Annotated in this window: 10 protein-coding genes and 1 riboswitch; of the genes, 8 read left to right on the top strand and 2 right to left on the bottom strand. The window is 74.3% G+C overall.

The genetic code is table 11. The annotated features are described in order from the left end of the window. Positions 1-32 precede the first annotated feature (32 nt). The 5 genes from ACFRQN_RS00770 to ACFRQN_RS00750 all read left to right on the top strand — a co-directional run bounded on the left by ACFRQN_RS00770 (position 33) and on the right by ACFRQN_RS00750 (position 4,954). Complete coding sequence (locus tag ACFRQN_RS00770; protein ID WP_049655662.1) at positions 33-995, top strand: CoA ester lyase; 963 nt, start codon at positions 33-35, stop codon at positions 993-995. A 6-nt stretch (positions 996-1,001) separates the two neighbouring features. Then, positions 1,002-1,505 (top strand): MaoC family dehydratase, encoded by a 504-nt coding sequence (locus ACFRQN_RS00765; protein WP_375873287.1) that lies wholly within the window; start codon positions 1,002-1,004, stop codon positions 1,503-1,505. Positions 1,506-1,705: 200 nt separating this feature from the next. Beyond that, entirely contained in the window at positions 1,706-2,908 is a 1,203-nt protein-coding gene (locus ACFRQN_RS00760) for an acyl-CoA dehydrogenase family protein (protein ID WP_074001622.1), read from the top strand. Between the two features lie 488 nt (positions 2,909-3,396). Further along, positions 3,397-4,089, top strand: a complete 693-nt coding sequence (locus ACFRQN_RS00755; RefSeq protein ID WP_049655656.1) for a phosphatidylserine decarboxylase — start codon at positions 3,397-3,399, stop codon at positions 4,087-4,089. Beyond that, complete coding sequence (locus ACFRQN_RS00750; RefSeq protein ID WP_369808332.1) at positions 4,076-4,954, top strand: phosphatidylcholine/phosphatidylserine synthase; 879 nt, start codon at positions 4,076-4,078, stop codon at positions 4,952-4,954. The genes ACFRQN_RS00755 and ACFRQN_RS00750 overlap by 14 nt, the downstream gene beginning before the upstream one ends. 105 nt (positions 4,955-5,059) lie before the next feature. Here the strand turns inward: ACFRQN_RS00750 and ACFRQN_RS00745 are convergent, their stop codons facing one another. Together ACFRQN_RS00745 and ACFRQN_RS00740 are read right to left on the bottom strand one after the other, a co-directional pair. Beyond that, positions 5,060-6,385, bottom strand: coding sequence for a hypothetical protein (locus ACFRQN_RS00745; RefSeq protein WP_074001623.1), 1,326 nt, complete (start codon positions 6,383-6,385; stop codon positions 5,060-5,062). A 667-nt stretch (positions 6,386-7,052) separates the two neighbouring features. Continuing rightward, positions 7,053-8,159, bottom strand: a complete 1,107-nt coding sequence (locus ACFRQN_RS00740) for an alpha/beta hydrolase family protein (RefSeq protein ID WP_380737336.1) — start codon at positions 8,157-8,159, stop codon at positions 7,053-7,055. A 299-nt stretch (positions 8,160-8,458) separates the two neighbouring features. Further along, positions 8,459-8,592, top strand: a riboswitch (cobalamin riboswitch). A 107-nt stretch (positions 8,593-8,699) separates the two neighbouring features. Here ACFRQN_RS00740 and ACFRQN_RS00735 point away from each other — a divergent pair. The 3 genes from ACFRQN_RS00735 (at position 8,700) to ACFRQN_RS00725 (ending at position 13,451) form a co-directional block, all read left to right on the top strand. Continuing rightward, positions 8,700-9,713 carry a cobalamin biosynthesis protein gene (locus ACFRQN_RS00735; RefSeq protein WP_380737334.1) on the top strand — a complete coding sequence of 338 codons (1,014 nt, stop codon included), beginning with the start codon at positions 8,700-8,702 and terminating at the stop codon, positions 9,711-9,713. Further along, positions 9,710-11,224, top strand: a complete 1,515-nt coding sequence (locus tag ACFRQN_RS00730; RefSeq protein WP_074001625.1) for a cobyric acid synthase — start codon at positions 9,710-9,712, stop codon at positions 11,222-11,224. The genes ACFRQN_RS00735 and ACFRQN_RS00730 overlap by 4 nt, the downstream gene beginning before the upstream one ends. A gap of 100 nt (positions 11,225-11,324) precedes the next feature. Then, on the top strand, positions 11,325-13,451 hold the full coding sequence (locus ACFRQN_RS00725) for a putative cobaltochelatase (protein ID WP_380737332.1): 2,127 nt from the start codon (positions 11,325-11,327) through the stop codon (positions 13,449-13,451). The last annotated feature ends 2 nt before the right edge of the window (positions 13,452-13,453 follow it).

Below are 13,453 nucleotides of genomic sequence, written 5' to 3'. Positions count from 1 at the left end.
AGCTGACCACTGGGAAGGAACCCTCGATTCTGATGACTGCTGTCAACCGACTGCGCCCGCGCCGCTCCTGCCTCGCCGTACCGGGCAGCAACCCGCGCTTCCTGGAGAAGGCCCAGGGCCTGCCGGCCGACCAGGTCTTCCTCGACCTGGAGGACGCCTGCGCCCCGCTGGTCAAGGAGAGCGCCCGCCACAACATCGTCGACGCCCTCAACAACGGCGACTGGGGCGGCAAGACCCGCGTCGTGCGCGTCAACGACTGGACCACCCACTGGACCTACCGCGACGTGATCACCGTGGTCGAGGGCGCCGGCCCCAACCTCGACTGCATCATGCTGCCGAAGGTGCAGGACGCCGAGCAGGTCAAGGCGCTCGACCTGCTGCTCACCCAGATCGAGAAGACCATGGGCTTCGAGGTCGGCCGGATCGGCATCGAGGCGCAGATCGAGAACGCCAAGGGCCTGATCAACGTCGACGCCATCGCCGAGGCCTCGCCCCGGCTGGAGACCATCATCTTCGGCCCCGCCGACTTCATGGCCTCCATCAACATGAAGTCGCTGGTGGTCGGCGAGCAGCCGCCCGGCTACGGCGCCGACGCCTACCACTACATCCTGATGCGCATCCTGATGGCCGCCCGCGCCAACGACCTCCAGGCGATCGACGGCCCCTACCTCCAGATCCGCAACCAGGAGGGCTACCGCGAGGTCGCCCGCCGCTCGGCCGCCCTCGGCTTCGACGGCAAGTGGGTGCTCCACCCGGACCAGGTCGCCGCCGCGAACGAGATCTACTCGCCCTCGCAGGAGGACTACGACCACGCCGAGCTGATCCTCGACGCGTACGACTACTGCACCTCCGAGGCGGGCGGCGCCAAGGGCTCCGCGATGCTCGGCGACGAGATGATCGACGAGGCCAGCCGCAAGATGGCGCTGGTCGTCGCCGGCAAGGGCCGGGCCGCGGGCCTGCAGCGCACCACCAAGTTCGAGATCCCGGAGGCCTGAGCAGCCATGCAGTTCGGACGCACCTACGAGGAGTTCGAGGTCGGCGCGGTCTACAAGCACTGGCCCGGCAAGACGGTCACCGAGTACGACGACCACCTCTTCTGCCTGCTCACCATGAACCACCACCCGCTCCACCTGGACACCAACTACGCCGGGAAGACGACCGACTTCGGCAGGAACGTCGTGGTGGGCAACTACGTCTACTCGCTGCTGCTCGGCATGTCCGTCCCGGACGTCTCCGGCAAGGCGATCGCCAACCTGGAGATCGAGTCGCTGCGCCACGTCGCGCCGACCTTCCACGGCGACACGATCTACGGCGAGACCACCGTGCTCGACAAGTGGCCGTCCAAGTCCAAGGACGACCGCGGCATCGTGTACGTCGAGACCAAGGGGTACAAGCAGGACGGCACGGTCGTCTGCGTCTTCCGCCGCAAGGTGATGGTGCCGACCGCGACGTACACCGAGGAGCGCGGCGGCGAGCAGCCCGGCCGCCCGACCCCGCTCTCCTGAGCCCCTCCCCTCTATAGGGGCCCGCTTTTCACCGCGGGCCCCTCGAGAGACCCCGGACGGGCAGGCCGCCGTCATCGGCCGCGCCCCACCCGGCCCGGGGGCCCTGCTGCCGCAGCCACGCCGGCAGGGCCCCCGCAATCCCCCCCCCCCGGGGATTCCCCGACTTTTCCGCAGACCCTCAGACCTTTCGGAGCCGCACGATGGGACGCCTCGCACAGACCGACGGCCTCACCGAGATCCAGCGGGACATCCTCGCCACCGTGCGGGATTTCGTCGACAAGGAGATCATTCCGGTCGCGACCGAGCTGGAGCACAAGGACGAGTACCCGACCGCCATCGTCGAGGGGATGAAGCAGCTCGGCCTGTTCGGCCTCACCATCCCCGAGGAGTACGGCGGCCTCGGCGAGTCGCTGCTCACCTACGCCCTGGTGGTCGAGGAGATCGCCCGCGGCTGGATGTCGGTCTCCGGCATCGTGAACACCCACTTCATCGTGGCGCACATGATCAACGCCCACGGCACCCAGGAGCAGAAGGACCACTTCCTGCCGAGGATGGCGGCCGGCGAGATCCGCGGCGCCTTCTCGATGTCCGAGCCGGGCCTCGGCTCCGACGTTTCGGCCATCTCCACCAAGGGCGTCAAGGACGGCGAGTTCTACGTCCTCAACGGCCAGAAGATGTGGCTCACCAACGGCGGCACCTCCACCCTGGTCGCGGTCCTCTGCAAGACCGACGAGGGCGGCAGCAGCCCGTACAAGAACATGACCACCTTCCTGATCGAGAAGGAGGCCGGTTTCGGCCCGAACCCCTCGGTTCCCGGCCTGACCGTGCCCGGCAAGATCGAGAAGATGGGCTACAAGGGCGTCGACACCACCGAGCTGGTCCTCCAGGACGTCCGCGTCCCGGCGAACCGCGTCCTCGGCGGCGTCCCGGGCCGCGGCTTCTACCAGATGATGGACGGCGTCGAGGTCGGCCGCGTCAACGTCGCCGCCCGCGGCTGCGGCGTCGCCCGCCGCGCCTTCGAGCTCGGCATCGCCTACGCCCAGCAGCGCTCCACCTTCGGCAAGAAGATCGCCGAGCACCAGGCGATCCAGTTCAAGCTCGCCGAGATGGCCACCAAGGTCGAGGCCGCCCACCAGATGATGGTCATGGCCGCCCGCAAGAAGGACGGCGGCGAGCGCAACGACCTCGAGGCCGGCATGGCCAAGTACCTCGCCTCCGAGTACTGCAAGGAGGTCGTCGAGGACGCCTTCCGCATCCACGGCGGCTACGGCTTCTCGAAGGAGTACGAGATCGAGCGCCTCTACCGCGAGGCCCCGATGCTGCTCATCGGTGAAGGTACTGCGGAGATCCAGAAGATGATCGTCGGGCGCCGGCTCCTCGAGGAGTACCGGATCGCCGACTGACCCCCGGGCCGCCCGCCGACGCACCCCGTCGCCGGTCGGCCCCCTCGAACCGCCGGTCGACGGGCGTGCGGGCCCGTCCCGGCGCGGGGCCGTGCCCCGTCACGGGCCCGGCCTGGTCCGCCTGGGTCCGGCACGGCCCGCCGGAAGCGGCCGCAGGGCGTACAGCTGCAACGACGCGCCCTACGGCCGCTTCCGCACACCCGCTTCCGGCCGCTACGGCCGTTTCGTCCGCCGGGTTCCGTCCGCGCACCCGTTGAGACAAGAGTCACCAGCCCTGTCGGGTCCCTTGGGAACCGGACCGGGCCGAGCTACGGTCGTAGGAGTGGACGCGCACACGCGCCGCCACCGGACACGTGAACGAGCAGGCGGGTTGCCCACCCACCGTCTGCTCCCGATAGCATCCACCGGGACAGCAAGCCGTCCCTCTATTACCGATTCCGCGGTGGCCCCCGTCCAGCGGCCATGATCCCCCGCGACAAAGGTCTTCGATGCCCATCAGCCCGTCCCCTCACACCTCCGTCACGGACCGCGATGCCCTCGCAGCCCCGACGGCCGGTCGGCGACCCCGCGTGACCATCGCGCGCGGAGCCACCCCCTGGTTCGTCCCCACCCTCGCCACGGCCGCCGTGACCACCGCCCTCACCCGGCGCAGCGGCAAGTGGGCCCTGGCTGCGGTACCCGCCTGTGCCCTCGGCGCGGGCATGCTGTGGTTCTTCCGCGACCCCGAGCGTGAGATCGGCACGGGCAGAGTGATCTCCCCCGCCGACGGCGTGGTGCAGAGCATCGACGCCTGGCCGGACGGCCGCACCCGGGTCGCGATCTTCATGAGCCCGCTGAACGTCCACGTCAACCGCGCGCCCCTGCCGGGCACCGTGACGTCGGTCGAGCACGTCGCGGGCGGCTTCGTCCCCGCGTTCAACAAGGACAGCGACCAGAACGAGCGGGTCGTCTGGCACTTCGACACCGAGCTCGGCGACATCGAGATGGTCCAGATCGCGGGGGCCGTGGCCCGCCGCATCGTGCCGTACGTGGACGCCGGAACCAAGGTCGAGCAGGGCGACCGGATCGGTCTGATCCGGTTCGGGTCCCGCGTCGACACCTACCTGCCGGCCGGCGTCGAGGTCGGCGTCGAGGTCGGCCAGAAGACCACAGCCGGGGTGACGCGCCTTGACCGTGACTGATCCTGAGACAATCGTCGGCCTGGACGACGAGGAGACGGCCCTGCGCCGCCGCCGCTGGGCACGGGACCGCGAGCTGCGTGCCCCGCGCTCTCCCCAGCACCTGTCCACGGCCGACTTCCTGACCCTGGGGAACGCCGTCTGCGGCTTCCTGGCGATCTACTCGATCACCACCGGGGTCCTGGTCCCGCACATCACCAACCCGGACGCCGCTCCGGACCGGCACAGCGCCGCCACCGCGGTCACGCTGCTGCTGATCGGCTCGATGTGCGACCTCTTCGACGGGCTGGTGGCGCGCAAGCTGCGCTCCTCCGCCCTCGGGGCGGAACTGGACAACCTCGCGGACCTGATCAGCTTCGGCATCGCGCCGGCCTACTTCGTCGCGGTCTGGGGCATGGTCTCCCCGGGTTCCAACAGCAAGCTGTCGGCGCTGATCGCGCTGACCGTACTGCTCGCGGTGGTCCTGCGGCTGGCCCGCTTCTCGGCCGTCAAGATGCGGCCCGGGGTGTTCCAGGGCATGCCCTGCCCGATGGGCGCGATGACGGTGATCGCCATCGTGCTGCTCGACCCGCCGTTCCTGCCCGGTCTGCTCGCCATCTTCGGCGCCGCGTACCTGATGGTCAGCCGGATCGAGTACCCGAAGCCGCAGGGGCTGCTGGCCACCGCCACGCTCTGCTGGGTCGTCGTCGCGATCGGCTGCCTGGCCGCCTGGGCGACCGGGCTGCCCGGCGGCGACAGCCTGATGCACGTCGGCGCGTTCGCCCAGATCACGCTCGCCGCGATGGCGCCGCTGCTGGTCATCCGCCGCAAGGTGGGGCAGAAGGTCGGCGACGTCCGCGCCCGGCGGGCGGAGTCGCGGCTCGGCTGAGCCGTCCCACGACCGGCATGGGGAAGGGCCCGGAACCTGATGGTTCCGGGCCCTTTCCGTGTTCCCGTGTTCCTGTGCGCCCGTGTTCCCGTGCGCCCGTGCGGCTCAGGCGCCGCCGGTGTGCACGCTGAACGCCGAGCGGCGGGCCGCCCGGGCCACGCCCGGGTCCGGGTGCACGCTCGAGACCGCCGTCAGCACCGAGGCCGCCCGCGGGTGGCCGGACTGCCGGGCCCGGGCGAACAGCCGGACCGGGTCGCCCGCCGCGGCGCCCTCGACGTGGCCCACCAGCAGCTCGGTCTCGCCGTGGTCGAGCACCGCGGCCGCGGTGTCCACCCAGAGCCAGGCCGCGTCCTCCGCGCCCAGCACGTCCGCCGGGGCGACGCCCTCGTCCGCGCGCTCCGCCAGCCACAGCAGCGCGTACGGGCGCAGCACCGGCTCGTCCACCGCCGCGCGCACCGCCTGCTCGGCCGGTCCGCCGGCCACCCGCAGCGCCTCGAAGGCCAGCCCGCGCACCAGCGCGTCGTCGCCCTGGGCGGCGTCCAGCAGCTCGCCCACCGCCCGGTCGGCCGGCCGGGCCGCGACCCAGGCCCGGAACTCGGCGCGGGCCGGGCCCGGCGAGTAGTCCGCGCAGGCGTTCAGCAGCTCGAAGGCGCTCTGCTCGATGTGCCCGGCCGCGGTCTGCGCGACCGTGCAGATCTCCTCCAGCTTCGCCCGCACCGCCCAGTGGCCGAGCGGCGACAGCTCCGCGGCGTCGTTCCTGCGCACCAGGGCGCCGACGGCCGCCAGGCCGTCCAGCATCCAGTCCAGGACGGCGGCCACGTCCGAGGGCGCGGCGGGGGTGTCGATCTGCGGCGCACGGCAGGTGCCGCGGACGGCGGAGACGGCCGAGGCCGCGTGCGGCACCGGCGACAGGCCGGGTCCGCCGAGGCCGGTACCGACCCGGCGCTCGTCCAGGCCGCGGCGCAGCAGCTCCAGCAGCTCGCTCTCGGCGACCGGGCCGTCCACCAGGTGCAGGAAGGAGAGCAGCTGCGGGGCCTGGTCCACGGCCTGCCCGGCCAGGACGGCGAAGACGCCGCGCAGCGCCGCGGGCGGCACCGGGGCGAGCAGGGTCCAGGCGTCGAACAGCGCCGACCAGCCGCGCACCACGGCCTCGTCGTCGTGCTCCCAGGCGTGCAGGCGCCAGCCGGGGCCGGCTCCGCCGTCCCGGGCCTCCACCAGGCCCACCAGCAGCGCCTGCCCCCAGGCCTTGGCGGCGGCACCGACCGTCATGGCCAGGGCCCGGCCCGCCGCGCGGGCGTCGTCCGGGAGCAGCTCGCCGCGCTTGTCGACCTCGGCCAGCTCACCGGCCCAGCGGGCGACCCGGACGGCGTCCACCAGCATCCGGCGGGCCAGCGGCGCCAGCTCGGAGGGTGCCGGAAAGCCCTCCGGCACGGGAACCCTGCCCCGCCCGGGAGCCGGAGCGGGCCCTCGTCGCCGGGGTACTGCGTTACGGGGGACTCCCGCCCCGCCCGGCCTGCCACCGGCGGGCCGTTGGGCCGTTCCGGGGAGACGGGTCACCGTCGCACCGGTACCGATCGTCGGCGGGAGCGGGGCATCACGGTCGCGCGGGTTCCGAGACGTCACGTCGAGCAGTCTTCCCCTTGTACCGGCCTTCTGTCACATCCGGTTGTCCGTACGACCGGGCGACCGCCGGTGGCACCTCCGCAAGATCGGGCAACAACGGCAAACCGCCTGGCCGGAAACGTGTGACCTGCCCATGCCACAGGGGGCGGGCCGGTTGCCCGGAATGCTCGGGCGGTCACCGTGCGTACGGGTGGGGGGTAAGGGGCCGGGCCAAATATTGCTCCTGACAGCCGAGGGGCCCTTACGGGGGCGTTTCGGCCCGGCGACGCCCGGCAGGACTGTCCAGCCCGAATCCGGACGGATGGCGGGCGGCGTGATCGGGATCGAGCCGCACCGGAAGTCGGCCGGGCCGACTTTTCACGCGGGCCCGGAGGAATGGGAGGAACGTTCATTCTCGGACGGGGGGAATCGCACCGGGAAAAGCGGCGGGGACCAGCCGAAAACGCCCTCGCGCACAGGGGGGGTGGTTGAGCCCCTAGAGGAGCGGGGTGAGCCAGCGGCGGAGGAGTTCGGTGTAGCGGTCGGGGGCGGTGTTCCAGAGGGTGGCGTGGTCGGCGCCGGGGAAGGGTTGGAGGCTCACCACGTCGCGGCGGGCGGCGGCCAGCTTCTCGGCGGCGCCGAAGGGCGCGATCCGGTCCTCGGGGCTGTGCAGGAGGAGGGTCGGCACCCGCAGGTCGGTGCCGTCGGCGATGCGGCCGAAGTCGGCGAGGTCGACCCCGGTGCGGCCCTCGGCGGCGAGGGCGCCGAGCTCGGCGGCGACGCCCTGGAAGCCGGCCCGGGCGGCGTCCCGGCGGGCGGAGGCGGGCAGGTCGAGCACGGGCGAGTCGAGGATCAGACCGCGGACGGCGTGCGACCAGGCGGAGCGGGCCACGGTCTGCAGCACGATGGTCGCGCCGACGGACCAGCCGTACAGGATCACCTTGCCCGCGCCGCTGTCGAGCGCCAGCCGTACCGCCGCCTCGATGTCGCGCCACTCGGTCTCGCCGAAGTGGCTGAGCCCGTCCGGGGAGGCGGGGGCGCCCCGGTCGCCGCGGTAGGTGACGGCGAGGGCGGGCAGGCCGAGCCGGTCGAGGACGGGGAGCACCGGGAGGGTCTGCCGGCGGTCGTCGCCGGGGCCGTGCACCAGGATCACCCAGGTGCCGCGCTTGCCGTCGAGCCGCCAGGCGGGGAGGGCGCCGAGCTCGCCGTCGGCGGCGGTGTCGGCGAAGGCGAGGCCGAGCGCCTCGGTGGGGTCGCCGAGGTGGACCCGCGGGGTGAAGCGGACCTCGGTGCCGGGGACGAGGGTGCCCCGGTCGGCGCGGACCAGTCGGCGGGTGACGCCCTGTTCGTCGGCGTGCAGCACCTCCTCGACGACCGCGTGCCCGCCGTCCGCCCACTCCACCGCCCAGCGGCCGGGGCGCAGGCTCGCGGGGCCGCGGGTGAAGGTGACCCGGCCGGCGGCGAGGGCGCGGACCTGGACCGGCCCGGACTCCTGGACGGCGGTCACCGGACGGACCATCCGCTCGGAGGCCCGGCGGCCGACCACCAGCACGGCGGCCCCCACCGCGGCGGCCGCCACGACGGCGGCGGTTCCCCAACGCATCTCGCTCCCCGCTCTGTTGTTCACGGACGTTGTTCACGGACCGGACGGTGTTCGAGCCCCAGTTCACCGGCGCTCCGCCCGAGCGGCCACCGGGCTGGGCCGTCCGGGTCACCCGGCGGGCGCTCCCGGGGTGCTCAGGGCGGTACTCAGGGGGTGCCGGTGGCGGGGGTCGGGGCGGGGCCGCGCCGGGCGATCCGACCGGGCGTCAGCGGCGTCCCCGTGTGACCAACCCCTCCGTGACCTCGGTTGACTCCCGGTTCGGGCCCGTGATGGGATCCTGGGGCCAAACGGAGGCATGGAGAGGAAGCCGGTGGAAGTCCGGCGCGGTCCCGCCACTGTCACCGGGGAGCACGCTCGGAACATCGCCACGGCGGGCCGTCGACGGCCGCTGGAAGGCTCCGGGGGTGCGTTCGACCCGGAAGCCAGGAGACTCTCGCCGCCGTCACGTCGATCCAGGGCGCGGACCCTGAGTGAGGACACGCACGCGATGCAGGCTGCCCCGCCCGGCCGGACTCCGAGCTGCCCTCCGCCGTGCGGCCGATGACCCCGCGCGCGCCTTCCCCCGCTCCGCGCCCGCTGACCCGAGCCTCGCGCCCGCTGGCCCGCGCCGCCGTGTTCGCACTCGGCGCCGCCGCGGGCTACGCCGCCGACGCCCGCTTCGCCGACCCCCGCCGGGGCCACCCGGTGGCCGTCTTCGGCAGCGCCGCGACCCGGCTGGAGCGGCGGCTGTGGCGCGACGACCGCGCCGCCGGGGCCGGGTACACCGCGCTGTGCGTGGGCGCGGTCGCGGCGGGCGCGTTCGCCCTGGACCGTACGGTGGGCCGGCGCCCGCTGGGCCGGGCGGCGCTGGCGGCGGCCGCGACCTGGACGGTGCTCGGCGGCACCTCGCTGACCCGGGAGGCCCGCACCATCGGCCGCTCGCTGGCCGCCGGCGACCTCGCCGCCGCCCGGGAGCGGCTGCCGCACCTGTGCGGGCGGGACCCGAGCGCGCTGGACGGGCAGCAGATCGCCCGGGCGGTGGTCGAGTCGGTGGCCGAGAACACCGCCGACGCCGTGGTGAACGCGCTGACCTGGGGCGCCCTGGCCGGCACCCCCGGCCTGCTGGCCTTCCGCGCCGTGAACACCCTGGACGCCATGGTCGGCCACCGCTCGCCCCGCTACGCCCGGTTCGGCTGGGCCTCGGCCCGGCTGGACGACGTGGCGGGCTGGCCGGGCGCCCGGCTGACGGCGCTGCTGACGGTGGCCGCCGCCCCCGAGCCCCGGACCGCCTGGCGGGTCTGGCGGCGCGACGGCTCCGCGCACCCGAGCCCGAACGCGGGCCAGGCCGAATCGGCGTTCGCCGGCGCGGTGGGCGTCCGACTGGGCGGCACGCTGCGGTACGGGGAGCGGGTGGAGCACCGGCCCGTCCTGGGCGCGGAGCTGCGGCCGGTGACGGTGGACGACATCGAGCGGGCCTGCGCGCTCTCCCGGCGGGTGGGCGCACTGGCGCTGGGTACGACGGTCGCGGGGCACGTCCTGCTGCGGGCACTGCTGAAGAAGAGGGGACGGGCATGAGCAACGCACTGCTGGTCGCGGGGACGACCTCGGACGCGGGCAAGAGCGTGGTGACGGCCGGGATCTGCCGGTGGCTCGCCCGCCAGGGCGTACGGGTCGCGCCGTTCAAGGCGCAGAACATGTCGCTCAACTCCTTCGTCACCGCCGACGGCGCCGAGATCGGCCGCGCCCAGGCGATGCAGGCGCAGGCCGCCCGGGTGGAGCCGGAGGCGGCGATGAACCCGGTGCTGCTCAAGCCGGGCGCGGACGGCCGCAGCCAGGTGGTGCTGCTCGGCCGACCGGTGGCCGAGGTCGGCGCGCTGGACTACCGCGAGCGCAAGCCCGTCCTGCTGGAGCGCGCCCTGGAGTGCCTGGCCGACCTGCGCGGCCGCTACGACGTGGTGGTCTGCGAGGGCGCGGGATCGCCCGCCGAGATCAACCTGCGCGACCGCGACATCGCCAACATGGGCCTGGCCACGGCCGCCGCCCTGCCGGTGGTGGTGGTCGGGGACATCGACCGCGGCGGGGTCTTCGCGGCGATGTACGGGACGCTGGCGCTGCTGTCGGCGGAGGACCAGCGGCACGTGGCGGGCTGGTTCGTCAACAAGTTCCGCGGCGACGCGCGGCTGCTGGCGCCCGGGCTGGAGATGCTGCACGAGCTGACCGGCCGTCCGGTGCTGGGCACGCTGCCGATGCTGCCCGGGCTCTGGCTGGACGCCGAGGACTCGCTGGACCTGTCCACCGTGGCGGACCGGGCGGACGGGCCCGGGCCGCTCGGCGCGGACGTGCTGCGGGTGGCCGTGGTGCGCTTCCCCCGGCTGTCCAACTTCACCGACATGGACGCGCTCGCGCAGGAGCCGGGCGTGCTGGTCCGCTGGGCGACCAGGCCGGAGGAGCTGGCCGACGCCGACCTGGTGGTGCTGCCCGGTACCCGGGCCACCGTCGCGGACCTCGCCTGGCTGCGCGAGCGCGGCCTGGAGCCGGCCCTGAAGGCGCGGGTGGCGGCCGGACTGCCGGTCCTCGGGGTCTGCGGCGGCTACCAGATGCTGGCGCACTCGATCGTGGACGAGGTCGAGTCGAAGGCGGGCGCCGTCGACGGCCTCGGGCTGCTGCCGACGCGGGTGCGGTTCGGTGTCGAGAAGGTGCTGGCGCGGCCGGTCGGCGAGGCGTTCGGGCAGCGGGTCGAGGGCTACGAGATCCACCACGGGGTGGTGACCGTGGAGGGGGGCAGTCCCTTCCTGGACGGCTGCCGGGTCGGCCCGGTCTGGGGCACCACCTGGCACGGCGCGCTGGAGAACGACGGGTTCCGCCGCGAACTCCTGCGCGAGGTCGCCGAGTTGTCCGGCCGGGCGTTCGTCCCGGCGCCGGACACCTCCTTCGCCGCGGCGCGCGAGGCCCGGCTGGACCGGCTGGGCGACCTGATCGAGGAGCACGCGGACACCGACGCGCTGTGGAAGCTGATCGAGGGCGGGGTGCCGGCGGCCGGATCGCTGCCGTTCCTCCCGCCCGGGGCCCCTGGGAGTGACGCATGAGCCGGACACGGACGCAGGGCTGGGCAGGACCGCCGAACCGGGCGGGGCGGCAGGGCCGGGCACGATCACAGAGTCAGGCACGACAGGACTGGGGTACGGCATGAGTGACGTCCGCTATCCGTTCACCGCGATCGTCGGCATGGCCGACCTGCGGCTCGGACTGCTGCTGAACGCGGTCTCCCCGGCCGTGGGCGGCGTGCTGGTGCGCGGCGAGAAGGGCACCGCGAAGTCGACCATGGTGCGCGCGCTGGCCGGCCTGCTGCCGTCCATCGCCACCGTGGACGACTGCCGCTTCGCCTGCGACCCGGCCGCGCCCGACCCGCAGTGCCCGGACGGGCCGCACGACTCCCCGTCCTCCTCCGAACGGCCCTCCCAGCTGGTCGAGTTGCCGGTCGGCGTGGCCGAGGACCGGATCGTCGGCTCGCTCGACCTGGAGCGGGCGCTGGCCGAGGGCGTCAAGGCCTACGAGCCCGGACTGCTCGCCCGGGCGCACCGCGGCGTGCTCTACATCGACGAGGTGAACCTGCTCCAGGACCACGTGGTGGACCTGCTGCTGGACGCCGCCGCGATGGGCCGCTCGTACGTCGAGCGCGAGGGCGTGTCGGTGCGGCACGCGGCCCGGTTCCTGCTGGTCGGCACCATGAACCCGGAGGAGGGCGAGCTGCGGCCGCAGCTGCTCGACCGGTTCGGCCTGACCGTCGAGATCGCCGCCACCCGGGACCCGGCCGAGCGCGCCGAGGTGGTCCGCCGCCGGCTCGGGTACGACGCGGACCCGGCCGGCTTCGCCGCGCGGTTCGCCGAGGAGGAGCGGGCGCTCGCCGAACGCATCACCGCGGCACGGGAGTTGCTGCCCAAGGTCGAGCTGACCGATGTGGCGCTGCGTCAGATCACCGCCGTGTGCGCCGCGTTCGAGGTGGACGGGCTGCGCGCGGACATCGTGATGGCCCGCACCGCCGTCGCGCTGGCCGCCTGGGACGGGCGCACCGAGGTGCTGGAGGAGGACGTCCGCAAGGCCGCCCAGCTGGCACTGCCGCACCGCCGCCGCCGCAACCCCTTCGACGCGCCCGGGCTGGACGAGGAGCAGCTGGACCGGACGCTGGAGGAGCACGCCCAGCAGGAGGAGCCGGAGCCCGAGGACGACGGGCCCGACCCGGACGGCGACGGTGGCGGCAGCGACGACGGCGACGGGCCGGAGGGCGGCCCGGACGGGGGCGGCCCCGACGGCGGCGGCGCGCCCGATCCGTCCGACGGCGGCCCCGAGGCGCCCGAGGCGCCCTCCCCCGAGGACCCCGCCTCCGATGGCCCCGAGGCACCCGCACAGCCGCCCGTACCGGCCCAACACCCGGCCCCCGCACGGGAGTCGGCGCCGGTCGCGGCCGGCGACCCGTACCGGACGCGGCTGTTCACCGTGAAGGGCACCGGGCACGGCGCCCAGGGCCGCCGCTCCCCCGCCGAGACCACCGGCGGGCACACCATCCGCGCCCGCCGCCCGCAGGGCGCGCTCGCCCGGCTGCACCTGACCGCGACCCTCCAGGCCGCCGCGCCGCACCAGGCCGCGCGCGGGCGCAGCGGGCGGGCACTGGTGGTGCACAAGGACGACTTCCGCGAACAGGTGCGCCAGGGACGGGAGTCCAACCTGGTGCTGTTCGTGGTGGACGCCTCCGGCTCGATGGCCGCCCGGCAGCGGATGACCGCCGTCAAGGGCGCGGTGCTGTCGCTGCTGATGGACGCCTACCAGCGCCGCGACAAGATCGGCATGATCACCTTCCGGGGCTCGGGCGCCGAGCTGGCACTGCCGCCCACCTCCTCGGTGGAGGTCGGCGCGGCCCGGCTGGAGTCGCTGCCCACCGGCGGGCGGACCCCGCTGGCCGCCGGCCTGCTGCGCGCCCACGAGGTGCTGCGGGTGGAGCGGCTGCGCGACCCGAGCCGGCGCCCGCTGCTGGTCGTGGTGACCGACGGCCGGGCCACCGGCGGGCGGGACGCGCTCGCCCAGTCGCGCCGCGCGGCCGCGCTGTTCGCGGCGCAGGGCACGGCCAGCGTGGTGCTGGACTGCGAGTCCGGCCCGGTCCGCCTGGGCCTGGCCCGCACCCTGGCCGGGCTGCTCGGCGGCACCGCCGTCAGCCTGGACGAGCTGCGCGCCGAGGGCGTGGCCTCGCTCGTCCGCGAGAACCGCGCCGCGGACCGCTCCGCGAACCGTTCGACCACTTCGATGCGAAAGGCGGCCTGAGC

It is taken from the genome of Kitasatospora sp. NPDC056800 (genome assembly GCF_042789775.1).
Lineage (GTDB): Bacteria > Actinomycetota > Actinomycetes > Streptomycetales > Streptomycetaceae > Kitasatospora.
This window is presented reverse-complemented; position numbering and strand designations above follow the sequence as displayed.

Bases quoted from the DNA above. Each gene is read 5' to 3' on its own strand.
- ACFRQN_RS00770 (WP_049655662.1), top strand. From the start codon at position 33: ATGACTGCTGTCAACCGACTGCGCCCGCGCCGCTCCTGCCTCGCCGTA.
- ACFRQN_RS00765 (WP_375873287.1), top strand. From the start codon at position 1,002: ATGCAGTTCGGACGCACCTACGAGGAGTTCGAGGTCGGCGCGGTCTAC.
- ACFRQN_RS00760 (WP_074001622.1), top strand. From the start codon at position 1,706: ATGGGACGCCTCGCACAGACCGACGGCCTCACCGAGATCCAGCGGGAC.
- ACFRQN_RS00755 (WP_049655656.1), top strand. From the start codon at position 3,397: ATGCCCATCAGCCCGTCCCCTCACACCTCCGTCACGGACCGCGATGCC.
- ACFRQN_RS00740 (WP_380737336.1), bottom strand. From the start codon at position 8,159: ATGCGTTGGGGAACCGCCGCCGTCGTGGCGGCCGCCGCGGTGGGGGCC.
- ACFRQN_RS00735 (WP_380737334.1), top strand. From the start codon at position 8,700: ATGACCCCGCGCGCGCCTTCCCCCGCTCCGCGCCCGCTGACCCGAGCC.
- ACFRQN_RS00730 (WP_074001625.1), top strand. From the start codon at position 9,710: ATGAGCAACGCACTGCTGGTCGCGGGGACGACCTCGGACGCGGGCAAG.
- ACFRQN_RS00725 (WP_380737332.1), top strand. From the start codon at position 11,325: ATGAGTGACGTCCGCTATCCGTTCACCGCGATCGTCGGCATGGCCGAC.